At 30.6% G+C, this 24,392-nt stretch carries 22 protein-coding genes; 17 read left to right on the top strand and 5 right to left on the bottom strand.

The features are described from left to right. The first annotated feature begins 183 nt into the window (after positions 1-183). The 8 genes from ACVC3Y_RS08370 to ACVC3Y_RS08335 are packed head-to-tail and all read left to right on the top strand — an operon-like array spanning position 184 to position 8,620. The gene (locus ACVC3Y_RS08370; protein ID WP_303422707.1) at positions 184-1,089 is read left to right on the top strand and encodes a nucleotidyltransferase domain-containing protein; all 906 of its coding nucleotides are present in this window, start codon (positions 184-186) and stop codon (positions 1,087-1,089) included. Beyond that, positions 1,082-2,515 (top strand): B12-binding domain-containing radical SAM protein, encoded by a 1,434-nt coding sequence (locus tag ACVC3Y_RS08365; protein ID WP_452226626.1) that lies wholly within the window; start codon positions 1,082-1,084, stop codon positions 2,513-2,515. Before ACVC3Y_RS08370 ends, ACVC3Y_RS08365 begins: the two co-directional genes overlap by 8 nt. Positions 2,516-2,521: 6 nt before the next feature. Further along, complete coding sequence (locus tag ACVC3Y_RS08360; protein ID WP_452226625.1) at positions 2,522-3,460, top strand: hypothetical protein; 939 nt, start codon at positions 2,522-2,524, stop codon at positions 3,458-3,460. A gap of 3 nt (positions 3,461-3,463) precedes the next feature. After that, positions 3,464-4,264, top strand: coding sequence for a class I SAM-dependent methyltransferase (locus ACVC3Y_RS08355; protein ID WP_452226624.1), 801 nt, complete (start codon positions 3,464-3,466; stop codon positions 4,262-4,264). Beyond that, positions 4,264-5,649, top strand: a complete 1,386-nt coding sequence (locus tag ACVC3Y_RS08350) for a B12-binding domain-containing radical SAM protein (RefSeq protein ID WP_452226623.1) — start codon at positions 4,264-4,266, stop codon at positions 5,647-5,649. Before ACVC3Y_RS08355 ends, ACVC3Y_RS08350 begins: the two co-directional genes overlap by 1 nt. Positions 5,650-5,651: 2 nt before the next feature. Next, positions 5,652-6,410, top strand: a complete 759-nt coding sequence (locus ACVC3Y_RS08345; protein ID WP_452226622.1) for a methyltransferase domain-containing protein — start codon at positions 5,652-5,654, stop codon at positions 6,408-6,410. Between the two features lie 8 nt (positions 6,411-6,418). After that, positions 6,419-7,504 (top strand): SGNH/GDSL hydrolase family protein, encoded by a 1,086-nt coding sequence (locus ACVC3Y_RS08340; RefSeq protein WP_452226621.1) that lies wholly within the window; start codon positions 6,419-6,421, stop codon positions 7,502-7,504. Positions 7,505-7,507: 3 nt separating this feature from the next. Continuing rightward, complete coding sequence (locus tag ACVC3Y_RS08335; protein WP_303422727.1) at positions 7,508-8,620, top strand: SGNH/GDSL hydrolase family protein; 1,113 nt, start codon at positions 7,508-7,510, stop codon at positions 8,618-8,620. A gap of 20 nt (positions 8,621-8,640) precedes the next feature. On the opposite strand, the gene ACVC3Y_RS08330 is transcribed toward ACVC3Y_RS08335, so the two are convergent. Beyond that, positions 8,641-10,059, bottom strand: a complete 1,419-nt coding sequence (locus tag ACVC3Y_RS08330) for a B12-binding domain-containing radical SAM protein (RefSeq protein WP_452226620.1) — start codon at positions 10,057-10,059, stop codon at positions 8,641-8,643. Positions 10,060-10,093: 34 nt separating this feature from the next. Next, complete coding sequence (locus ACVC3Y_RS08325; protein ID WP_303422733.1) at positions 10,094-10,834, bottom strand: glycosyltransferase family 2 protein; 741 nt, start codon at positions 10,832-10,834, stop codon at positions 10,094-10,096. A 90-nt stretch (positions 10,835-10,924) separates the two neighbouring features. On the opposite strand from ACVC3Y_RS08325, the gene ACVC3Y_RS08320 reads away from it, so the two are divergent. Genes ACVC3Y_RS08320 through ACVC3Y_RS08295 form a run of 6 tightly spaced genes read left to right on the top strand, consistent with a single transcriptional unit; the run spans position 10,925 to position 17,359 of the window. After that, a complete protein-coding gene (locus tag ACVC3Y_RS08320; RefSeq protein WP_452226619.1) occupies positions 10,925-12,367 on the top strand; it encodes an ArnT family glycosyltransferase in 1,443 nt (480 codons plus the stop codon). 54 nt (positions 12,368-12,421) lie between these two features. After that, positions 12,422-13,360 (top strand): polysaccharide deacetylase family protein, encoded by a 939-nt coding sequence (locus ACVC3Y_RS08315; RefSeq protein ID WP_452226618.1) that lies wholly within the window; start codon positions 12,422-12,424, stop codon positions 13,358-13,360. Positions 13,361-13,363: 3 nt separating this feature from the next. Next, positions 13,364-14,290 (top strand): GNAT family N-acetyltransferase, encoded by a 927-nt coding sequence (locus ACVC3Y_RS08310; RefSeq protein ID WP_452226617.1) that lies wholly within the window; start codon positions 13,364-13,366, stop codon positions 14,288-14,290. 1 nt (position 14,291) lies between these two features. After that, positions 14,292-15,146 carry an FkbM family methyltransferase gene (locus ACVC3Y_RS08305; RefSeq protein ID WP_452226616.1) on the top strand — a complete coding sequence of 285 codons (855 nt, stop codon included), beginning with the start codon at positions 14,292-14,294 and terminating at the stop codon, positions 15,144-15,146. A gap of 25 nt (positions 15,147-15,171) precedes the next feature. After that, on the top strand, positions 15,172-16,221 hold the full coding sequence (locus ACVC3Y_RS08300) for a glycosyltransferase (protein ID WP_303422747.1): 1,050 nt from the start codon (positions 15,172-15,174) through the stop codon (positions 16,219-16,221). Beyond that, complete coding sequence (locus tag ACVC3Y_RS08295; protein ID WP_452226615.1) at positions 16,214-17,359, top strand: lipopolysaccharide biosynthesis protein; 1,146 nt, start codon at positions 16,214-16,216, stop codon at positions 17,357-17,359. The genes ACVC3Y_RS08300 and ACVC3Y_RS08295 overlap by 8 nt, the downstream gene beginning before the upstream one ends. A 3-nt stretch (positions 17,360-17,362) precedes the next feature. Here the strand turns inward: ACVC3Y_RS08295 and ACVC3Y_RS08290 are convergent, their stop codons facing one another. Next, positions 17,363-18,199 (bottom strand): 2OG-Fe(II) oxygenase, encoded by an 837-nt coding sequence (locus ACVC3Y_RS08290; RefSeq protein WP_452226614.1) that lies wholly within the window; start codon positions 18,197-18,199, stop codon positions 17,363-17,365. Positions 18,200-18,332: 133 nt separating this feature from the next. Here ACVC3Y_RS08290 and ACVC3Y_RS08285 point away from each other — a divergent pair, with 133 nt between their 5' ends. Continuing rightward, positions 18,333-19,388 carry an SGNH/GDSL hydrolase family protein gene (locus ACVC3Y_RS08285; RefSeq protein ID WP_452226613.1) on the top strand — a complete coding sequence of 352 codons (1,056 nt, stop codon included), beginning with the start codon at positions 18,333-18,335 and terminating at the stop codon, positions 19,386-19,388. Between the two features lie 13 nt (positions 19,389-19,401). Here the strand turns inward: ACVC3Y_RS08285 and ACVC3Y_RS08280 are convergent, their stop codons facing one another. Both ACVC3Y_RS08280 and ACVC3Y_RS08275 read right to left on the bottom strand, forming a co-directional pair. Then, on the bottom strand, positions 19,402-21,021 hold the full coding sequence (locus ACVC3Y_RS08280; RefSeq protein WP_452226612.1) for a glycosyltransferase family 39 protein: 1,620 nt from the start codon (positions 21,019-21,021) through the stop codon (positions 19,402-19,404). After that, entirely contained in the window at positions 21,018-22,106 is a 1,089-nt protein-coding gene (locus ACVC3Y_RS08275; protein WP_452226611.1) for a hypothetical protein, read from the bottom strand. The genes ACVC3Y_RS08280 and ACVC3Y_RS08275 overlap by 4 nt, the downstream gene beginning before the upstream one ends. A 232-nt stretch (positions 22,107-22,338) precedes the next feature. Between ACVC3Y_RS08275 and ACVC3Y_RS08270 the strand changes: the two genes are divergently transcribed. Together ACVC3Y_RS08270 and ACVC3Y_RS08265 are read left to right on the top strand one after the other, a co-directional pair. Further along, complete coding sequence (locus ACVC3Y_RS08270) at positions 22,339-23,418, top strand: radical SAM/SPASM domain-containing protein (RefSeq protein WP_452226610.1); 1,080 nt, start codon at positions 22,339-22,341, stop codon at positions 23,416-23,418. 2 nt (positions 23,419-23,420) lie between these two features. Further along, positions 23,421-24,383 carry an SGNH/GDSL hydrolase family protein gene (locus ACVC3Y_RS08265; protein ID WP_303422767.1) on the top strand — a complete coding sequence of 321 codons (963 nt, stop codon included), beginning with the start codon at positions 23,421-23,423 and terminating at the stop codon, positions 24,381-24,383. Positions 24,384-24,392: the final 9 nt, after the last annotated feature.

The raw sequence follows: 24,392 nt of genomic DNA, 5'->3' as shown, positions 1-24,392 counted from the left end.
TCCATTTAGTTCCCATTTTTTTTATCCAATACAGTTATCACGTTTATAAAAACTACTTCAGTTAGTTGTTCTTCTATTCTTAAATTAATTCTCACCAAAAACTTTCTTTACCCTCTCAATTAAAAACCATAACTTAGCATTTCATAAAACCTACTACGTTTAAACACGTATAAAAATGCATTTTTGGAAAGTTTAAAAGCCATATTATATTTTTCTATTTTTAATTATCCGTTGACTAAAGACGAGATTTTTAAATTTTCAAAAACGGAAAAAAAGGAAAATTTAGAAACAGATTTACAAGCCTTAGAAATAAAAAAAGTAATCAAAAATGTAGATGGTTATTATATATACAAAGATCCAAATAGTATTGTAAACCGAAGACTAAAAGGAAACCAACACGCGAAACAGGTACTACCAAAAGCTTTTAAAAGAGGGCAATTTATTGCTAAGTTCCCCTATGTAGAAAGCGTGAGTTTATCTGGTGGACTTTCTAAAGGGTATTATGATGATGATGGTGATTTTGACTTTTTTATTATCACAAAAGATAAACGGTTATGGATAGCTAGAACATTACTAATAATCTATAAAAAAGTATTTCTACGTAATAATAAAAAACACTTTTGTGTAAACTATTTTATAAGTAATACACATTTAGAAATTCATGAAAAAAACCTTTTTACAGCAACAGAACTAATGACTTTAATTCCTGTAACTGGTAAAACAATTTTTAAAAAATTTATAGCTAATAATACTTGGCCAAAAACCTATTTACCTAATATTACCATTACTAATTTAGAGACTATAAAAGAGGTGAAAAAACCTATATTAACGAAGAGTATAGAGGCTTTATTTAACACAAAATTAGGTAATACACTTGAAGCTTTTTTTAGAAAATTAACTTTAAATAAATGGAAAAAGAAATTTACTTCTCTAAGTAAAAAAGAACTTGAAATTGCTATGAAATCTACAACTGATGTATCGAAACATCATCCGCAGAACTTTCAGAAAAAAGTAATTCATGCTTTAAATAAAAAATATTTAGAAGTACAAGAGCAACACGATATAATACTAGAACCAGAACATGACTGATATTGTATTTTCACATTCGTATTATTATAAATTTGATGCCAAACAATGGAAAAACAAAACCCCTTTTCCGCCTTTAGGTACTATTTATGCAGCTTCCTATTTAAGAGAAAATGGGTACTCGGTTAGTCTTTTTGATGCAAACCTTTTAGAAGATCCAAAAACAATAAAACCATTTTTAGAAAAACAACAAGCTAAAACATTTGTACTTTACGATGATGGCTTTAATTATCTAACAAAAATGTGCTTAACCAAAATGCGTGAAGCAGCTTTTGAAATGATTAAAATTGCCAAAAATCAAGATTGTAAAGTGATTGTTTGTAGTTCAGATGCTACAGATCACTATGAAAAATACTTAGCTGCTGGAGCCAATTTTATAATTCAAGGAGAAGGTGAAGTCAGTTTAAAAGAATTAGTAGATGCCTTATCTAAAAACGATGATACAACTACAATTCAAGGTCTAGTTTACAAACAAAACAATGAAATTGTAAAAACACCAAAACGCATAGTTACTAAAAACCTAGACGAATTCCCACTTCCTGCATGGGACTTGGTAGATATAGATGCGTATAAAAATGTATGGAAACAAAGCGGTAGCAAATTCACATTAAACATTGCAACTACAAGAGGTTGCCCTTACAAATGTAATTGGTGTGCAAAACCTATTTATGGTAATCGCTATAATTCACATTCGCCAGAATACATCACGAAACACATTAAATACCTTAGCGAAACTTATGATGTGCAGCGCTTTTGGATGTGTGATGACATTTTTGGATTGAAACCAAATTGGGTTCAAAAATTTAATATCGCACTAAAAAAAGAAAAGCTTTCTATTTCCTATTACATACAAAGTCGTGTCGATTTATTATTAAAGGAAGATACTATTGATGCTTTGGCAGAAAGTGGCCTAGAAGAAGTTTGGGTTGGCGCAGAAAGTGGCTCACAAGCGATTTTAGACGCCATGGATAAAGACACCAAAGTCGAACAAATTTACGAAGCAACTAGATTATTAAAAGAAAAAAACATTCGTGTTGCATTCTTTATTCAGTTTGGCTATTTAAACGAAACGAGAGAAGATATTGCTAAAACTATTAGCATGATTAAAGATTTGATTCCAGATAATATTGGCGTTTCGGTTTCGTATCCTTTACCTGGAACCAAATTTTACGACATGGTAAAAGAAGATCTAAAACTAAAAGCAAATTGGACAGATTCGGATGATCTTGCCATGCTTTTTAAAGGTACTTATAGTTCTGCATTTTACAAAAAACTACAACGTTATGTGCATAAAGAATATCGCATAAGCCAAGGTTTACATCACTTAAAACACTTCCACTTAAAAAAATACAAATCCATGTTTAAGTTAGGTTTTTATGTACCAAGCGCCTTCATAGATAAGCTAATTTTAAAAAAGCTAGCAAAATAAAGGTTTATGAACTGGAAAGTAAAAGCGCTACTCCAAAAAACATTATCGTTTACAAAACTTGGTGATGCACTAAATCATATTCCAGCAACTTTAAATAAAAACTATCACTACAATGTTGCTATATACCAAACCTATGAGTGTATACGAAAATTTAGTTACTGCTCCATAGACCTTACTAAAAACAAAACCGCTTTAGATTTTGGTACTGGATATTCTTTAATTTCATCCATTGTATTGTCCTTATTAGGTTTTCAAAAAATTATTACTGTAGACATTACAAAAGACATTTCATTTTCTACTTTAAAAAAACAAGTCCATTATTTAGACCATCCAGAAGCTTTAAAATTAATTGTGTCTAAAAGTATTTACACAAAAAAAGAAATTCTAGAAAAAATAAACACGATTAAAAAAGCCACTCGATTAGAAGCTGTTTTCAACCTAGGAAATATTGAATATATCGCTCCATACACTTTTAAAACGCTGTATAAATATTCTAAAAAAATCGATTATATTGCATCACAAGTTGTTTTAGAACATGTTCCTCCAGAGATTTTAGAGCAACTATTTAAATTCAAAAAAGAAGTTTTACTGAAAGATCAATTTTGTGTGCATACTATTAACTTTATAGATCACTTTACAAATCCTGGCTTTTTTCAAGATTCTTCTATTTCTGAGTTTAACTTTTTAAAATACTCCAATAAATATTGGAAGTTTTGGGCAGGAAACTCGATAGCATATACCAATAGGCTATCCTATTTATATTACCTTGAGCTTTGTAAAAAAGAGAATTTAAAGGTATTGGATTTTATTGGCGAAAATTATAAAGAGAAAATAAAATTAGAGGTAACACAGATACATTCCGATATTTTAAGAAACTACAATCCTAAAATAAACATCGAAGATATAATGAAATACCAAAGAGGAACTTTAATAATTTCAAAGTAAGAAATGAAAGCAGATTTTGACATAGCAGCAAATAAATACGATGATATTTTTACATTTTCCAATATTGGTAAAGCACAACGTAATCTAGTATTTAAAAATGTAGATCCATATCTTCATTCCGAAAAAAACCTTTCAATTCTAGAAATTAATTGTGGCACTGGAGAAGATGCTATTCAATTTGCTAAACTTGAGCACGAAGTACATGCTACAGATATTTCTGAAGGGATGATTAATGTGGCAAAAGCCAAAACGAAACTTAAAAACATAACATTTACTGTTCAAGATATTAATACCATAACCGAACAAACCTTTACTAAAAAGTTTGATATTATTTTTTCTAATTTCGGTGGCTTAAACTGTTTATCTAAAATACAATTGGAAGATTTTTTCAATACCGCTAATACATTATTAAATCCTAACGGAAAATTAATACTAGTATTAATGCCAAAACAATGCATTTGGGAACAAATCTATTTTTCATTAAAAGGAGATTTTAAAAAAGCAAAAAGAAGAAATACAGATAAAAGCGTAGATGCGAATGTGGATGGTATATTTGTAAAAACATGGTACTACAATCCAAAAGACATTTTATCTTTAACAAGCACTTTATTTAAAAAAGAAAAAATAAAACCCATTGGAATTACGATTCCTCCTTCTTATCTTGAAAATTCAATTTTGGCAAAAAATCCTTTATTATCTATTTTTAAAAGTATTGATAGTGTAATTACAGGAGAATTCTGGGCAAAATATGCAGATCATTTTTATATAGAACTATCAACAAAAGCGAAACACAACCAAGCATAATGAGCATTATATTAACACATGCCTATTATTTATTAGAAGACCCAAAAGAGCAACTAATCATGAGGCCTTATGCACCGTTAGGCCTATTATATATTTCTGCTTATTTAAATGAAAATCATATAGAAAACCACTTGTATGACACTACCTTTTACTCCAAAGAAGAACAATTAAATTTTATTGAAAAAAAACAGCCGAAATCCATTGCAATTTACACCAATTTGATGACTAAAATTAATGTTATCAAACTAGTAAATATCTTAAAAAAGGATGCAAAATACGGTTTCCCAAAAATTATTTTAGGCGGACCAGATATTACCTATAATTGCGAAAACTACCTCAACACAGGAGTCGACTTTTTAATTATTGGGGAAGGTGAACAAACAACATTAGAGCTATATCAAGCTATTGCTAATAATAAAAATTATAGCGACATACCAGGAATTGCTTATTTAGAAAATGGAAGTGTTAAAAAAACCGCACCAAGAGTAAAAATGAAAAGTCTCGAGCTTTTACCGTTACCAAATAGAGCGGCAATTCCAGTAGAAAAATACTTAGACACCTGGAAAACACATCATGGAAAAAGCTCCATGACTATTAGCACACAACGCGGTTGCCCTTATACTTGTAAATGGTGTAGCACTGCGGTATACGGACAAAGTTACCGAAGAAGACCTGCAAACATGGTTGCTCAAGAGTTAAAAATGCTGAAAGAAACCTATAGCCCAGATAGTATTTGGTTTGTAGACGATGTATTTACCGTTAGCCATAAATGGATTAAAAATTTTCACGAAGAAGTATTAAAACAAGATGCAATTATTCCTTTTGAATGTATCACTAGAGCAGAAAGATTAGACGATGAAATATTGCAATTACTAAAAGAAGCCGGTTGTTTTAGAATTTGGATTGGTGCCGAATCTGGTTCTCAAAAAATTATCGATGCCATGGATCGTCGTGTAGACGTTAATGTGGTAAAAGAAGCCATTCAAAAAACCAATGCTTTAGGCATAGAAACTGGTACTTTTATTATGGTTGGATATCCTGGAGAAGACGAAGAAGACATTAGAGAAACCATCTCCTATTTAAAAGCAGCAAACCCAACACATTTTACAATTACTATTGCATATCCTATAAAAGGAACTTCATTATACAATGAAATTGAAAACAAAATAACCGTACAACCAAACTGGGAAACAACAACAGATCGAGAAATAGATTTTAAAAGAACCTACTCTCGAAAATATTATGATTTTGCCGTAAGACGAATTGTTAATGAAGTAAACTACAATAAAGAATTACTAAAAGGAAAAGAAAAAAACAGACTCTCTTCTTTGAAGCTGAAAACAAAATCTATTATAGCAAAAACGGGAATGAAACTATATAAATAATCATGAATTTCACTCCTTTAAAAACAAAAAACAAGGTACTATATTTAACAGAAGAACTTTCTAGTTTCTCTAATATTTACATCGCCGTAAGAGAAAAAGAAAACCGCATTCTTACCGACAATGAAGTGGCGATTCTACCCTATTTAAATCGTTACGAATGGCCATTACGAGAAAAATCTACCGAGCGCTTTATCCAATATATTTCACTTAAAAAAAAGCCTTTAAACATACTAGACCTTGGTTGTGGTAACGGATGGTTTTCTCATAAAATAGCATGTATAAATGCAAGCAACAATATTCTAGGTTTAGATGTAAACAAAGAAGAGCTTGAGCAAGCATCTCGTATTTTTAAAAAAGATAATTTACAATTTGCTTATGGCGATATTTTTACGATTTCCAAAAGCTATAAAACAAGCTTTGATGTTATAACGCTTAATGGATGCATACAATATTTTCAAGATTTTAATTTATTATTGCAAGCATTAGTACAACTATTAAAACCGAACGGGGAAATTCATATAATAGATAGTCCCTTTTACAAGAAAGAAGAACTCGTCGTTGCAAAAAAACGAACAATACAATATTATACACAATTAGGCTTTCCAGAAATGGCATCGCATTATTTTCATCATGAAATAGATAAATTAGATCGGTTTACTATCTTATATCAAAAAAAAACGAACGTTCTAAACAAGATACTCGGTAAAAAAGACTCGCCTTTTTCTTGGTATCGATATTCTAAATCAAAGCATGAACAGTAATAACTAAAATGAAATATTTAAAAATAACATTCTTAAAAAAATTAGCCTTTTCAGGACTTGTTTTTATCATTTTATTAGTAATTGCTGAAGTTGTACTTTCTTGGTTTAAAATACTACCTAATGATTATTATACCAACACACCAAATACGAGCCAAAAATATAATGAAAACCCAAGTAAAATTGATGGGATTTCAGGATTTTACGAGATAGGATACGATGCTCTAGGTTCGCGATCTGTTTCAGATTATGCAAAGGCAAAACATAAGATTGTTGCTATTGGCGGAAGCACAACAATATGCTCTGTATTAACTCAAGAAAAAACATGGACTGCTTTATTGGATAAAAAACTAGGAGACTCTTATTGGGTTGGCAACTTTGCTAGAAGCGGAAATAGTAGTAATCATCATATACTTCAATTACAACACCTTCTGGATAAACCCGAATTAAAAGACACAAAAACAATATTGATGCTAGTTGGAGTAAATGATTGTCGAGGATACTTAATCGCTCCAGATAAGTATATGCACATGCCAGATTTAGAAGTTAAAAAAAGTGCTTTTATGCATATTCCAAATTCTGAATTACCTTTTTTAAGAAAACTAACCTTATTTAAATTGGCTAAAAAAGCAAGACAGAGAATTCTCTTTTTAAGTAAACCTCAAAGGCCTCTTGATTATTTAGAAACGTTTGAAAACCAAACCAAACCCATTACTAAACTTCCAGAATTAACTGATGGTTTAAATCATTATGAACATAATTTAATAAAAATTATTAAAGAAACTAGAAAACGAAATATTTCAATAATTTTCATGACCCAACCTACAATTTGGAAAAAAAACTTATCCGACAAATATAAAACCTTACTTGCAGCAAGAGCTCATTACAATAAAACGCCCTTATATACAGGCGAAGCTTTAAATAAAATCATGACAATTTTTAATAAGCGTTTAATGACAGTGTGTGACACCTATAATGTACCAGTACTTGATTTACAATTACCAAAAAATCAAACTATCTTTTATGATGACATGCATTTTAATGAATCTGGAGCAGAAATTGTTGCAGAAAAAGTATACCAATTTTTAAAAAACTAACACATGAAATACATCACCATTCCTTCCTTTAAAAAACTAGCATTTATGGGACTTGTTTTTATCATTTTATTAATAATAGCCGAAATAGTACTCTCTTGGCTTAAAATATTTCCTGATGACTATTACACCATGACTCCAAATTCTGGTTTTACATGGACTATAACCCCAAATGAAATTATTGGTATTCAAGGGGATTCTGAAATTGCTTTCGATGCAATAGGAGCTCGATCAATTTCTAACCTAGAAGATAAAAAAAATAAAATAGTCGTTTTTGGAGGAAGTACTACTGCATGTTTTGCTTTAACACAACAATTAACATGGCCAGCATTACTTGAAAAAAAATTAGGTGACACGTACTGGGTTGGTAATTTTGGTAGACCAGGAAACAGTAGCAACCATCATACATTACAATTTAAACACATATTAGAAAAACCAGAATTAAAAGAAGTTAAAACCGTTTTAATAATGCAAGGGGTTAATGACTTTGTAGGCTCACTAGTTTCTAAAGAAAGGTATATAAACTCAGACACCAAAACGCTTACTAAGTTCGCTTTTCAACACACACCTGAAGATCATCTTCCTTTTCATAAAAAATTAACGCTATACAAATTAGCTGTAAGTGCTAAAAATAAAATAAAATTTCAGCTTAAACATAAAGAACACTTAACCAAAGCGGTAGCTTCTATAACAAACTTAAGACATAATGCGGAACTAACTAATGAACTACCAGATGTAACAGAAAGTTTAAATCATTATGAAAAAAACACGTTGGAATTAATTCGTCTAGCGAAAGCAAAAGGAATACATTTAATTTTTATCCAACAAGCTACTATGTGGAAACCAGATTTAGAAGAAGAATACGAAAAACTACTACTAACAAGTGGTTTTGAAAACAATAATGGTTTTTATAGCACTACAGCATTGTATCATGGTATGGAGATTTTTAACGAAAAATTAAAAAACATATGTAAGCAAAACAACGTAGAATTTATAGATTTAGACTTACCAAAAACAACGGAATCTTTTTATGACGATTTCCATTTTAATGAATCTGGTGCAAGACTTGTTTCCGATCGAGTTTTTACAGCATTAACAACAAAAGGGCTTTTAAAATAATATAAAATCAATTATCGAGATTATGCTAATTGTTGCTTCTTAAAAAAGGTATCTACTAACTTCTTCTCGACTGGGAAATTGAAGAATTTGTATTTACATCGCAACCTTGCCAATAGTTGTAAAGGCAAATAAATTACTTTTTGTTTAGAATAGGCAAATTTTAAGTAGAATTTAAATTTTTCAAAAAAATCATACTTCTCTTTACTAACCCATGGGCCAGTAGAACCTACAAAATCAAAATCGGACCATTCATGCACTGTCTCTGGTAATTTATAACCTTGTTTCACTACATTATCTGTAATGGTTGTGCCTGGATATGGTTTAAAGTAAAAAATTGGAGTTCTAAAATTAGGATGCATACTATTTAACTCTAAAGCAACTTTAACCGTTTCTGTAATACTCTCGTCTGATTCTTCTGGGAACCCAACAATAAAAGGAAATTGAACAGCAATACCAATATCTCTGCAACGTTCGGCACACATATAAACTTGCTCTAATTTGATATCTTTTTTTAGCCAATCCATCATCACCTGCGAACCAGATTCAACACCAATTAACAATCTTCGTAATCCAGATTTTGCACAAATTTTAAAATCTTCAATCGTCATTCTCGAGCCTTGATCTGCTCGCATAGTAGCTGCCCAAGTAAAATTTAAGCCTTTTTCTATAATACGTTCCGATATTTCAATAACGCGATCCCTATAGGTAAAATACGTTTCATCTTGTAAATTGACATCCGTGAATTTATATTTCTTGTGCAATTCTTCTAACTTATCCACCATAATTTCTGGCGAAACGGCAGTCCATTTTCTATTATATACAAATGGATCAGCACAAAAAGAGCATCTAAAAAAACATCCCGTAGAAGAAATATAATCTAGTTGTCTTCTTCCTTTCTTTTCAAAATATTTTTCAACATCAATCAATTCATAATTAACATTCGCAAAGGCATCCATTTTCACAATAGTTCTTGGAGGGTTTTTAATAATTTCACCTTCCGTATTACGATAGCATATTCCTTTTACAGCAGCTAAATCTGTATTATTATCGAAGGCATCCACCAATTCTTTAAATGCATCTTCTCCTTGCCCTTGTACTGTTACATCTATACTTATCTCATCTATTAACGTTTGCTTTGGAAATAGTGAAGTATGCCAACCTCCCCAAACAATAGGTAAATCATTTTTAAGCTTTTTTACTGCTTGTGTTACCGTTACCGCATCTTTTATAGGCTTCCCGGTAAGCACTGTTAATCCAAAACATATCGTATCATCCAAATGGCTTTTAATCGTTTCCATTGGGTTTTCATCAATTCTCCCATCAATAATTATCACCTCATATTTTTCTGGGTCTAATACAGATCCTACTGCTATTAACGCCAGTGGCATATCAAAAAAAACGGCTATTGGATTGTATAAAAGAATTTTTTTTCGCTTCAAAATGATCGTGTTTATTTGTTTTTAAAGATACTTACTATTTAAATAATAAAAATGTCTTTATTTTCTTTTTATGTAAAAAATATTGCAGAGAAACTTTTAGGACTCCCAATCCATAAGTCATACTTCGATTAAAATTAATAGAGGAGCTTTCGCTGGAATATTTGGTAGGACAAGTAATCTCAGCAATTTCGAATCCTTTATTAAAAATTTGACAAAGCATCTGATTATCGAAAATAAAATCATCTGAATTATTCTCTAAAGACAATGCTAGTATCACTTCTTTAGAAAATGCACGAAAACCGGTATGGTATTCCGATAATTTTTGTCCGATAACAATATTTTGAAATAAGGTTAAAAAACGATTTGCTATATATTTATACATTGGCATTCCTCCTCGTAAAGCGCCTTTACCCAAAATTCTAGACCCTAAAACTACAGGGTAAACATTATTAGCAATTAAATATGCCATAGAATGAATAAGCTTTGGTGTGTATTGATAATCTGGGTGTAACATAATAACAATATCACCACCCAAAGACAATGCTTTATCATAACAACTTTTTTGATTTGCACCATAGCCTTTATTATGCTTGTGGTGTAAAACATGTTTTAAGCCTAAATTTTTAGCAATTTCTAGTGTTTTATCGGTGCTATGATCGTCTACTAAAACCACCTCATCTACAATATCAAAAGGAATTTCCTCGTATGTTTTTTGAAGTGTTTCCGAAGCATTATAAGCTGGTAAAACAACAATTATTTTTTTTGAATTAATCATATAATATCATCCAGTCGACAAAAAAAGAGTCGTTTTTTTTATCCTGGTCAATTTAACAACTATATTTATATGCGCAAAACAAAACTACCATTGAAATTTCGAAAAATCACAAAACCTTCCAATTTAAATATTGTATTTATTGCAATTCCTTTATTAGGTATTTTAATTCTCCGATTTTTAAATTTTGATGGTCTTTATGGTCAGGATTCTTATGAATACCTTCGCTATACAAAAGCTATTCAATCCTATCTTTTAGGAGGGGAACATCCTGGAACGTTTTTTTGGCCAATTCTATATCCTTGTATTGCAGCTTTTTTTGGTTTCATTTTTGGTAGTGCTACTTTTGGTCTTCAATTTTTAAGTAGTATTAGTCTTTCTATTGGTTGTATTTATATATTAAAAACCATACAACTACTCTATCCAAAACAACAATATCCTTTTTTATACGTGCTTGTTTTTGGGCTTTTTTGCCCTTTCTTTTTTAAAATGGGGTTAATTATTATGTCGGATGTAACTGCTGCTATGTGGATAGCCATTTGCTTTTATTACTTCTTTAAATCACATAAACAACAAACGTCTTTAGTTCCTGTATTTTTATTTGCTACCTGTGCTTTAATAACGCGTTATGCATCGTTAATGATTACCTTTCCTGTTATTTGTTATGCATTGTATTTAGCCATACAGCGAAAAGCTATAAAGCAAGTTATATATGCTATTTTATTAAGTAGCTTAGTATTTATTCCGTTTTTAGTATTACAATGGAATGCTCTTTTTGAAGCTACTTCTAATTACTTTTTAAAATTGTGGTCTCCATCTTATTTCTTTAAATCTAGTTATACAACACAAGATGGATTTCAAAGCTATCCGTTCCCAAATGGATTATATGTACTGTACGTTATTTTTCATCCAGGGTTTATATTTATAGGTGTTCCATTACTGTTTGTGGCATTAAAAAACTATAAAAAACAAATCGAATTCCCGCAGAAAATTCTTGGTATTTGCATTGCTTTATATCTAATTTTCTTAGCAGGAATACCGTTTCAAAATCCAAGAATCCTAGGCCTTATTTTTTCGTTAGTTTTAGTATTTCTATATCCTTACTTCTCTATACTTTTAAAAATACATTGGATAAAAAAATACGCTTTACCTTTTGCTGGATTAGCATTTGCGCTTCAATTATTATTTTGGATGAGAACTTTTTCACCTATTTATAAAAGAACCTTATTAGAAAAAGAAATCGTATCAATGGTTGCTCCATATCAAGGTAAGACTTTATATAGTTTTGATGTTGATCTTTCTTTACAAGGTAGAGGAATGCATTTTAATTACAAAAATCTATATTTAGAACGTTATACCGATTTCAACACGAAAGACCTTGTGCTTTTTTATCCGGAAAAATTTGAAGTACAATGGAAAGATAAGAACCCAATAAAAAACTGGAATTACATTAAAGAACATTACCAATTAAAAACATTAAAAGAAGATGTTAGTGGTTGGAAATTATATGAAATCATAACCGAAAAAGAAAACTAAACACTTATGCTTTGGATGCGAATAAAATATCGTTTGGGTTTACTTTATAAAATTTTGCTATTTAAAATAGGTCTAAAAAAATGGCTGCTTAAAGATAGGTATGGTGAACGTATTTTAGTTTTTCATGGTATTGATAGTATTGGAGAAACCAAATACAATAGTCGATTTATTTCTAAATTCTTTTTTGAAGCTTTTATAAAACACATTTCAACCCATTACAATGTAATTTCTTTAGATGATTTTTATGCCAAGAAATTCAAAAAAAACACGCTTAATATTGCTATTACTTTTGATGATGGTCTTCTCAACAATTACCAAAATGCACTTCCTATATTAAAAAAATATAAAGTCCCTGCCTGTTTTTACATCACTACAATTCATGAAAAAGCGCCATATTTATGGGCAGATTTTTTAGATTTAGTTTCAATTCACACTAAAAAAGAAGAAGTAGTATTCCAAGATAAAGCATATATAAAAAACCAGAAAAACGAATTTACACATCAAAATGTTTCCTTAAAAAACATTGCCAAAACTATTACATACAAAGATATTGCATTGCTATATGATATTTTTAAAGAAGACTGGAACGCATTGCCCAAAGAAGAACTAAACGAATATTGGGAATTAATGTCTCCCGATCAAATTAAAGAAATTGCAGACCACCCTTTATTCACCATTGGCTCGCATGCTAAAACACATGCAAGTTTGATAAATATTTCTGTAGCAACAGCAAAGGAAGAAATTTTACAAAGCAAAAAAAGTTTAGAAAACATTTGCCAACAACCTATTGAAGAATTTGCATTTCCTTTTGGCTATTACACCGAAGAATTAGCCAAATACTGTCTTGAAGTAGGATATAAAAAAGTATTATTGGTAGATTATAATATAAAATCTCATGCAGAAAATGAAGCATTAAAAAATCGTTTTGTTATGAATCCATACATTACTTTAGAACAGCAATTGGCTTGTTTATTAAAAGGTTCTTATTTTTAAAATATGATATTTAAAGAAATATATCGTCTAAAACGCGTAGATAAAAGTGACTTTCCAGCTATTAAGGAGCTTTTTTGGAAAGTATTTAAAAAGAAAGTATCCTTAAGCTACTTACAAAACAAATACAATACTTCATATTTGGGCGTAAAATATATCTGTAGCATTGCTTATCACAACAAAATCCCTGTTGCTTTTTACGGTGCAATTCCACAAAAATTCAAGAATAAGGATTCCGAAATTCTAGTAGCTCATGCTTGCGATTCTTATACATTAGCAGCGCATCAACGAAAAGGGTTGCACTATGAACTAGCAAAACTTGCCTATGCTATTATGAAGGAAAACAACATGAAATATGTGTATGCTTTTCATAGTGAAAACACTTATTATAGCACCAAAAAACTAGGTTGGAAAGAGCACAAACACATGCAACGATTTCATATAAAAATCTTTACGTTACCTGTTGGGAAATTATTAAACAAATTGAATTCCACAAACCTATATAATCCTTTTTTTAAACAAAACGTTTCACAAGATGCCTTAAAAAAGTTAACTTCTAATGACAAAGAAAAATTTCAACTGCATGTTACACAAGATTTCATTAAGTATAAAAACAGCTTTAAAAGTCACTATTGCGTAGTACTAGAAGGATGTGTTTTTTGGTTGAAAATTCAAGCAATTATTCATGTTGGACAATTTTATGCGCCTTCTGAAAAAGCACTACAAAAAGCAATTATAAAACTAAAACAAAGAGCATTTCTCTTAGGTATTAGCGAACTCCTTTTTCAAGTGGATTCAAATTCTATCATGGCAAAACAACTGCAAACAATTGTACAACCTAAAGAATCTTGGCTAGTTGGATACTTAGATTTTGACCCGAAAATCAATTTAAAAGACTTTATATTTACCTATTCAGACTTAGACACTTTTTAGTATGCAAGTACAGCTTAAAAATCATACATTTCAAATTGACCCAGGACAGAACAAACATTATTGGGCGCATATAAATGCTACAGACTGGGAACCTCATACCTTTGCTATTTTTAATAATTTTATAAACGAAAATTCTATTGTACTAGATATTGGCGCTTGGAGCGGTGTATTAACTTTATATGCTGCAAAAACTGCAAAAATGGTTCACGCAATAGATCCTGACCCAGTATGCTTTAAGGAATTAAATAATAATGTGGCGTTAAATCTAGATGTTGCTAAAAAAATAAAAACCTATAAAACAGCTATTTCAAACAAAAAAGAAACCTTGCGTTTGTCTGCTCGTGAAACTTATGGCGCTTCGTCTAGCAGTATTTTAGAGCGTAAACGCGATACAGAAAATTCGCTAGAAATAGAAACTACAACCCTAGTTGATTTTTTAGAATCTGCCAAAATTGAACATATAGATTTCATTAAAATAGATGTTGAAGGTGCAGAGTTTAGAATTTTACCAACCATTAAAAAAGCATTAGAAAAAGTAAATTATCCAACCTTATACATTTCTTTTCATTATAGCTTTTTAAATGAAAACATGTATTTTAAAAATATTCCTTCTGCATTTTTTAATAAAGTATTATTACGCTTGGAAAACACATTTGGTTTTTCGCTATTTAAAAATAAAATCCGTAAAGAAACAACTAATCTTTATAACGATTTAAAAGCATACACTTACATTTACAAAACTAACGGAACACGCATCTCTTTTGAAAATTTAAAACAAAACCCTAAATTGATTAAAGAAACGGACTTAGTGTTTTCTAATACAGAATGGCATTCCCTAGACACTATAAAACATTAATTTACAAAGAATAAGCAACGTTTTTTTGAAGGCAAAAAATCAACATATCGTTTTTTTAACTCCAGGATTTGCAAGGTCTGAAAACGACTCTACGGTAATTCCTGCATTACAAGTGTATCTTAAAAGTATTAAACAAGCATTGCCTAATAGCAAAATGACATTGCTTTCCTTTCAATTTCCTTTTACTAAAAAACCTTATAAATGGAATGGCATTTCGGTGATTCCTTTACACGGAAAAAACAAGCGTATTTATAAATTATGGACTTGGAAAAAAGCTTTACGGAAATTAAAAACTATGCATCATCATCATCCTATAACTACAATTCATAGCTTTTGGATTGGTGAATGCGCAATGATAGGAACAAAATTTTCAACCAAATACAATATTCAACATATTGTAACTGCAATGGGACAAGATGCTAGTTTGGGCAACTCGTATGCAAAGCGATTACAAAACACTAACGCAACACTGGTTTCTCTCTCTAAAAACCATCAAGAGCTTATAACTAAAAACTACCAGCTAAAATCGAAGTGTATTCCTTGGGATATTGATACATCTTCATTTCCTGAACTGCAAGAAAACACCATCGATATTTTAGGTGTTGGCTCCATTAATAGAGTAAAAAACTACACTAGTTTTATAAAGATAATTTCTAAATTGACACAAGAATTCCCTAACCTTAAAGTATCTATTATTGGTGAAGGAGAAGAGCGAAATAAGATAAACAAGCAAATCAAAGAAGCAGCGCTTGAGAATACAATTTCACTTCTTGGGGAGCTACCACGAGCGGAAGTTTTACAAAAAATGGCACAGGCAAAACTCTTTTTACATACAAGCTCTTATGAGTCTTTTGGCTTTGTTTTCTCTGAAGCATTATATTCAGGAATGCAAATTGTATCTAATAATGTTGGCATTGCAACAGCAATGGCTGAATGGGAAATTTGCACTACCGAAACAGAAATAATTACAGCTTGTAGTACACGAATACGCAATACCAAAAACAAAAAAAAGCGCGTACTTTTAAACGCAAAAAATGCTTGTGTATCTTCATATTTAGATTTGTATCATGAATAGAATAATAACAATAGGACTAAATACTGCTCGAGGCTTTGCTAGTCCTGTGTTTAATTTTTTGATTGCCATTCTAGGAATTAAGTTTTTTGGCAAAGAAAACTGGGGAACATTGATTAATGTGATGCTTTGGATTTTCTTTATTGTATTTTCTATAGGCTGGGGTAATAGAGAATATCTAATTCGCGCATACAGCAAACAACCTTCTAAAATATATTACGCCTTTTACTCTAATTTATTTAGCAGAAGTTTACTCTTACCTTATGCATTGTTATTGTTTATATTTTTCCCAAAAAACATAGCTTTACTTGCTGTTATAATGGTAGTACTGATGCATTTATACAATGCAATGGATAGTCTAGTGGTATATCACCAAGTATTTAGCGCACAGTTAATTGCCGAAGTTTTAAGTTTTATCACAATTATATGTGGTATCTTTTTAAGCACCTCCTTTAACTTAGAATCTTTTTTACAATGGTATTGTCTTGCTTTTTTAACTAAAATAATATGCTTGATTATTGCGCTTAAACTCTGGAAAGAAAAATTATCTTTTACCATCTCTTTAAACGAATTTAAAGCTGGAGCATCTTTCTTCTTATTAGGCCTTAGCGGTTGGCTTGCTTCAAAAATAGATATTTATATTATTGACTTTTATCTTCCTAAAGCACGTTTATCTGAATATCAATTACTTATTACTGCTTTTTTAATGCTACAAGCTTTGTCTGCCTATTTAATTATTCCGTTTACAAAACATCTCTATCGCCTATCGGATGATGTTGTAAAAAAAATGCAAAAAAAACTTTATATTATTGCCGTACCTTTGGTGAGTATTGGTTGCTTTGCTATATATATCGTAATGGAATACTTTGTGAAATTACAACTCCATTCTTGGTATTATTGTATTGGAGGGCTGATTGCCTTGCCTTCATTCTTTTATACTTTAGACATTATGAAACTCATGAAAAAGCATCAAGAACGAAAAATAATCCTTGTAAACTGCATCGGATTTGTTGTTAATTTCATTCTTATCTTAATTCTAATTAGAACCTATGAAATATATGGTGTTTTATTAAGTGTTTGTATTTCGCAATGGGTAACACTGTTTATCTACAAGCTTACCGACAAAAAAAGCACAATCTAATAACTATTCTTTTTTTCGGCTAAAAAGATGTAAAACTTTACTAATAAAGTCATCATTTATTCCTAACAGTCCTTTTAACCAACTATAAAGTGCTATCATTTTTTTATCTAACCATATAAAAACGGACTTCAAACCATCATCTGGTCTGGCTTTATAATTTGTAGATCTTCTTTTAAATGCACCCGGCTTTTCTTCGGTAAAATAATATAGTGCTATCGATTTTCGTGTTTCTCCTTCTGGGCAGGTAATTGGTTCTGGGAAACCATGATACGAATCTTCATCGGTATTAAAAATAGCAATCCTATTAAATATTGGCGCAATGGTAACTTTACATGCAGACATGTCTTTTTCCCATAATTCTAAATCTCCACCATAAGAAGCTTCCCATCCTTTATTAAGATAAACCAATACATTCACTCTTCTTCTCCAAGTTTTTTTATGTGGATGTACCGTAAAATCGGCATGAATATTTAAATAACCACCACGTTCACTTTGATGAATACCACCTCCTTCAATAGTCGTATCTGGAATAAGATTAGAAATTCCGGTAAGCGCCTCTAGGTAAGCTATAAATTTTTTTGAATTCAATTCGGCAATAAGACCATCTCTAATATACTCAGGTATTAAGTCTAGTTTATTTAGTCCATGCTTTTTTTCATTCACATGCACATAATGAATCCATCCTTCCTCCTTTATCTTTGGAAAAACTGCCAATGTTTTTTCTGCTGCTTTTTCCTCTAAAAAATCATCAAATACAATATGTGGATAAGGACTTGCTTTTTGATACTTTTCTTGATCGGCTAATAAGGACCCTTTCCATTTTTGATGATTAAATATCATATAATAATATTGCGTTTTTAGGTGTATAAATGTACTAAATAAATTAATAATGCTACAATTACTTTTAGCTACAAATATTCGCTTTAAGTATAGACTCTGTTATATTTTTATTTACTTTGCGCAAACTTTTTTGATGAAATTTTTACGTCTACTATCCATTAACGCTTTGGTATTACTGCTACTTCTTAGCATTGTTGGAACGGTAGCTTATTATTCTCAGGTAAGAAGAATTAAAACCTTTTTTAAACTTACTGGAGAAAACCATGTTGCCTATTTACAATATGACTCTACAGCAATGTTTGTACACAAACCAAATATTAAAGTGTATGAAAACTGGGGGAAACCTAATCAAAAATTTAATGGAGAACGCAGAACCAACAATTTAGGGTTTAGGGAAGACCATGATATTTTAGAAAAAAAGGAAAACGAGTATCGTATTTTAGTAACTGGAGACTCCCATACAGATGGTGCATTACGATATAATAATCAGTCTTTTATTAATGTTTGGGAAAAACATTTAAACAAAGCAGATAGTGCAACTATTTATAATGGTATTAATGGTGGAACCGCATATTATACCTTTAGAAACTACTTAGGCTTTATCAAAAAATATAGTTATTTAAAACCCGACATTTACCTTATTAATATCTTTACAGGAAACGATTTTAGGGAAACTTTTTTATATGAAGACAACCGAACAAGTTTTAATACTATTTATAAAAATTTAAACTTGCGGTTAAAAAAGAGAATATTAGCTATAGGCGCTAAACAATTTCCTTTAACACAAGGAATAGATCAAACTTTATATTTTAAATCCTTTCCAACCGATAAAGAAAAAGCTTTAGTTATTGCAAAGAAATATCTATTAGCCATTAAACAGTTATGCGAAAAAGAAAATATTAGGCTTATTGTTACTTTATTGCCTTCAAAAACAGAAACGAATGCATCTTTTAAAGAAGAAATAAAGGCAAACTATACCATTAGCGAAAAAGACATAAACACCAATTTACATATAACAAATTCTTTGATTACATGGCTAAATACCGAAGCTATTGAAAACTTCAATTTAACACCGGTTTTAAAACAAGCCAATGAAAAAGTTTTTTGGGATCACGATCTTCATATCAATGATAATGGACACCGTATTATTGGAGAATATTTATTTAATAAAGTAATTATAGAAAACTAGACTTTCCTTTTTTTTAGTTTAATGAACTATCTAAACTAGCATCATAAATCACATATATCTTTCCTTTTCCAGGAAACCATTTAGTATAGCTGTGTTCACCAACAATTACGTCATCTTTTTTTGGATTAAATACTAAAGTATATATAGGAATTATATTTTCCCACCATGCATCTTGTGTTTCCGAAAAATGATGCCAAGTCGTAAATTCTACACCACCTTGAATATGATTGATAGAAACTCCCTTTTCTTGCAATCCTTCTAATACTTGCCAACGTACGCGATTCCAAGATAAATAATCGTGTGTAGCAAACACCGAAAACCAAGTTAATACACCCAAAAATAGCATTGTAAAATATTTAGATGTTTTACTAAGACCTAGTTTCTTATCTCCAAATAAAAATAGAATAGTAACAGGAAATAAAGGCAGTAAATACCTATCATAAACACCCACAATAAGAAACGGACTTAAATACACAACTACAAATACAAAAGCAAGAATAACAATAGGTGAAACTGTTTTTTTATAAAAAATAGCGAGTAGCATTATTCTGGATTTCAACAATAAAGCTACACTACAAAAAACACCAATTGCGGTAATTAGTAGCCAAAATAGACGTGGTGCTTTATTTGAAGGTGCTTGCGTAAAGTCACTAGTATTATCTACTATTAAAGTTGTTGGACCCACTCCAAAGTCTATCCAAATATTATCCAAACTCGGAAGCACTTTATTCATTTTTACAATAAACACCATGACTAAAACTGTCCAAATCGTTATTGCTATTTTTACTCCTTTAAATGTATTGTTCTGAATATAAATAAAATATAATGGTGCCATTAAAAAGCCCAAATACGCCATACTTGTGAGAAGGTAGGTTGTTGTAAGCTTAATTAATTGGAAGTTTATATTTTTAAGGCTAGTTATTAACACATTAAACTTAGAATTGTATCGCTCTTGCAGTAAGCCATTAGCTTCCATATAATAGGAAAACCATAAAGAAAAAAGAAGCAATATGAATAATGGAGCAACTGCTTTTATACTGTTTTTAAGTGTTATTTTTTTGGATAAAATTACTGTTAACAACCACACTATAGGAAAAACTATTGCTAATTGACGAATTAAAAAGGCCCAAATACATAAAAATAATGCCCAAATAATTGGTTGCCATTTATTCGTTTTTAAAGCTTTACTGGAAAAATAAAGAATCCAGATAGTTAGGCAGTAAAAAGGTACATCTGTCATAAATGAAAAAGAAAGCGACAGAAAAATAGGATTCACCATACACAAAACGGCAGTAAATAGCGAGATCCAACGCGAAACATTGGCCAGTTTACAAAGTTGATAAACGCCTAATATCGTTGCAAATCCCATTACTAATGTAGAAAAACGCAATATCGTAAACGAAAAACCAAAGATTTTAGTAAAAAAATAACCCCAATACACATGACTCACCAAAGTCATTTCGCCCCAATTATACAGTTTTAAATAACCATCTTCATATAATGTTTTTACAGATTTCGCATAACACCAATCGTCATTTAATGGAAAATCACCAATCGGATTAATGACTAAAATAATGATAAGCCACAACAATAAAAGCCCGAATTGATCTTGGTATTTTTTAAGGAATATCATTTGTTTTTATAATATGAAAAATACGATGAAATCTGTTCTTGCGCAAAGGCATTTCCTGATGGACTCCAATGACCATCACAGGATAAAAATAGTGCTTCATACTCCTCCTCTGAAAAACTTTCTGTTTGTGGCAATAAATCTAAATATTCTACATTTACTGCATCACACACTTTCTTTAATTGCTCACCAAGCGGATTTTCTTTATGTTCTCGATACGCTTTTATCTCTTTAGCAATAGGAATAGTATACACCATTACCGGGCGATCTCCTGCCAAACGTTTAATTTCTTCTATACAATATCGCATCCTAAAAAGTTGTGCTTCTGAAAAATTGAAATAACTAGGTACTTTAGAAGGAGCTAATAATTTATCTTTTGGAATAGCTCGCACATTTCGCATCACACGATAGTAGCGATACATGTTATAAGAATACGTGTAATTCTTTAGTGCTTTATAAAGAAAACGTTGCCTTCTAGGTTGTGCTTTAGACTTATGAATGCTATCTGTATGATATACGAATTCATAATTTGGATAGGTATCTTTTAAAAATGGTCGATACCTGTTGCTACCAAAACGTAAACCAATTTCATAATCATCATCAATAAAATCATTGGCAGGCAAAATACTTACTAAAACTGCATCGTGCGTGTACTTTTTCGCTAAGGTATTATACATTACCAGATATTGTGTAGGCCCAAAATTTCCCGCTAAACCGAAGTTTAAATGTGGAATATTTAAATCTTTTTCCAGTAAATTTGTTAAGCGATCCTCTACATTTACACCAACCCCTTCAACAAAAGAATCTCCTAAAGTAACAACACGGTTTGAAGAAGCATTAACTTCTCGTTCTACATCGCGAAAACCTTTTGAGTTGGAATGATATACTACATCAAAGCAATATTTTTTTTGTTGATAGGAATCATTAGGCAGATGCAATGTTCCAAAATCTTCATTTAAATCAAACCAAAAATTCTGTGTGTTTTTAAGTGTATATGTGGGCAATTCTATCTTAATTTCCTGAACACGAATATAAATAGCCAAAACAATTTCTAGTAACAAAAAAGTAATCCCGACAATAACAATCATACTTTTTAATGGTCTAAAAACATACTTTTTTAACAAATTAAATCTTTTTAAAATGGACATGAAAGAAACAAATATACAGCGTCTATACGTAGATTCTTCATCAAAAATTAAAAAATAATAAAATATACTTGATAGATACACTTCATTTTTTTAATTAAAATGTAAATTTGAAAAACACGACATATATTTCAACACTTAATTCCCTGCATACATAAAACAGAAACAAGGCATTATGAACACTGCTACAATAAAAAAAATCAATAAAAAACTGCTTCCAAACAACTATATGTTTGCTCCAGAATGGATTATTTTAGGTGTAAATAATGTATGTAATCTACATTGTAAAATGTGTGATGTCGGGACAAAAAGTTTAGATACCAATTTTGCTCAAAATTTAGTTGGCACCCACCCTATAAATATGCCATTACCTTTGATTGAAAAAATTATTGATGAAATGGCATTTCATTTTCCTAAAACAAGACTGGGATATGCATTTACAGAACCATTGGTATATCCCCACCTAGAAGCATCTTTAGAATATGCTAAGAAGAAAAACATACAAACTTCGATTACAACAAATGCTCTAGTACTAAAACAAAAAGCAAAGATTCTAGCGAAAAACAATGCTACTAATTTATATATTTCGCTAGATGGACCACAAGACATTCACAACGAAATTAGAGGACATAAAAAATCGTTTCAAAAAGCAGTAGAGGGCATGGAGGAATTGTTCCGTTTACAACCAAAAGCTTCCGTATCCGTATTTTGTGTTATTACAGAATGGAATATTGGCTATCTAAAGGAGTTTTTAGATTTTTTTAAAGCATACCCATTGGGTCAAATTGGATTTATGCATTCTAATTTCACAAAACAACATATTGCAGATACGCATAACGAAATTTGGTCACAATCATACCCTGCAACTAACTCTAACGTGGATGAAGTTAATATTGATAATTTTGATTTAGATGTACTTTGGGAAGAAATTGCAGCAATTAAAGCTGCTACTTATAATTTTCCAGTAAGTTTTTCTCCGGAAATAGCATCTAAAGAAAAACTTCACGAGTTTTATCACAAGCCTGAAAAGATTATTGGAAAAATGTGTAATGATGTATTTACAAGTATTATGGTTAAATCTGACGGAAGTATTATTCCTTCACATGGAAGGTGTTACAATATAGAGCTTGGAAATCTTTATAAAAAAAATTTAAAACAACTTTGGAATGCCCAAATTTTAAAGAAATTAAGAACAGACTTACATAGTGCTGGCGGATTATTTCCTGCTTGTAGCAGATGTTGCAGTGCATTTTAATAATGAAACAAATAAAATTTAAAATTTTATCCATCTTAATTGGCATTTCTCTTAGTTTTCTAATGGGAGAACTTATTGCAAGAGTCTATTTTTTTGGTGGAGCAGCTTTTTCCTATTCTCGTACAAATTCGTTTGGTATTTTAGATAATTCTGGATTATTAAAATATTCCAATTCCGACCAATTAAAATATGAATTACTTCCAAATTTAGACACAAAATACAAGCTTGTCGATTTTAAAACAAATGCGGAAGGTTTTCGAGATCGGGATCATGAATTGAATGCAAATACTACTAAAATAGCTGTTTTAGGGGATTCTTTCACCATGGGAACTGGTGTAAAAGAACAGGAAACATATGTATATCAAACAGAAAGAACATTAAACAACTCCAATAAAAATGAAAACTACGAAGTGTTCAACTTTGGCGTTTCAGGATATGCATTATCAAACTACATAACAATTTTAAAACGAAATACCTTAAATTACAATCCAGATTTAGTCGTGATTGGCTTTTGCGCATCTAACGATCACTTTGAAATTGGTACAGATTTCTCATTAGAAGATTTCACCATTAAGCCAAAGAAAAACGTTTTTTGGGATTCGTATATTAAAAAGCTATTACAAATCAAGTTAAAAGCAACAGCAACCGAACCTGTTTCATACAACACAGCAAATATAAACTACATAGACAAGCAGTTTAAAACGCTTCAAAATATTTTATCACAAAACAACAGCAAAGGTCTCATTTTTTATCTGGATTTAGTTTATGATCCGATTCGAGTTGCAACAATAAAAAAACTTTCCGAAAAGAACAATTTACTGTTTTTAGATGTTTCTGAATTTTTTCAAAATAAAAACCTATTTAAATATATTGTGAATGAATTAGATCCACATCCTAACGGAAAAGCCAATCAAATCTTTGCTGAGAAGCTTTCAAGTTATATTTTAGCAAATAGCAATATGTAAATTACAAAA

The organism is Lacinutrix cladophorae (assembly GCF_053604645.1).
The sequence above is the reverse complement of the archived record's forward strand: the minus strand, read 5'-3'. Positions and strand labels throughout refer to the sequence as shown.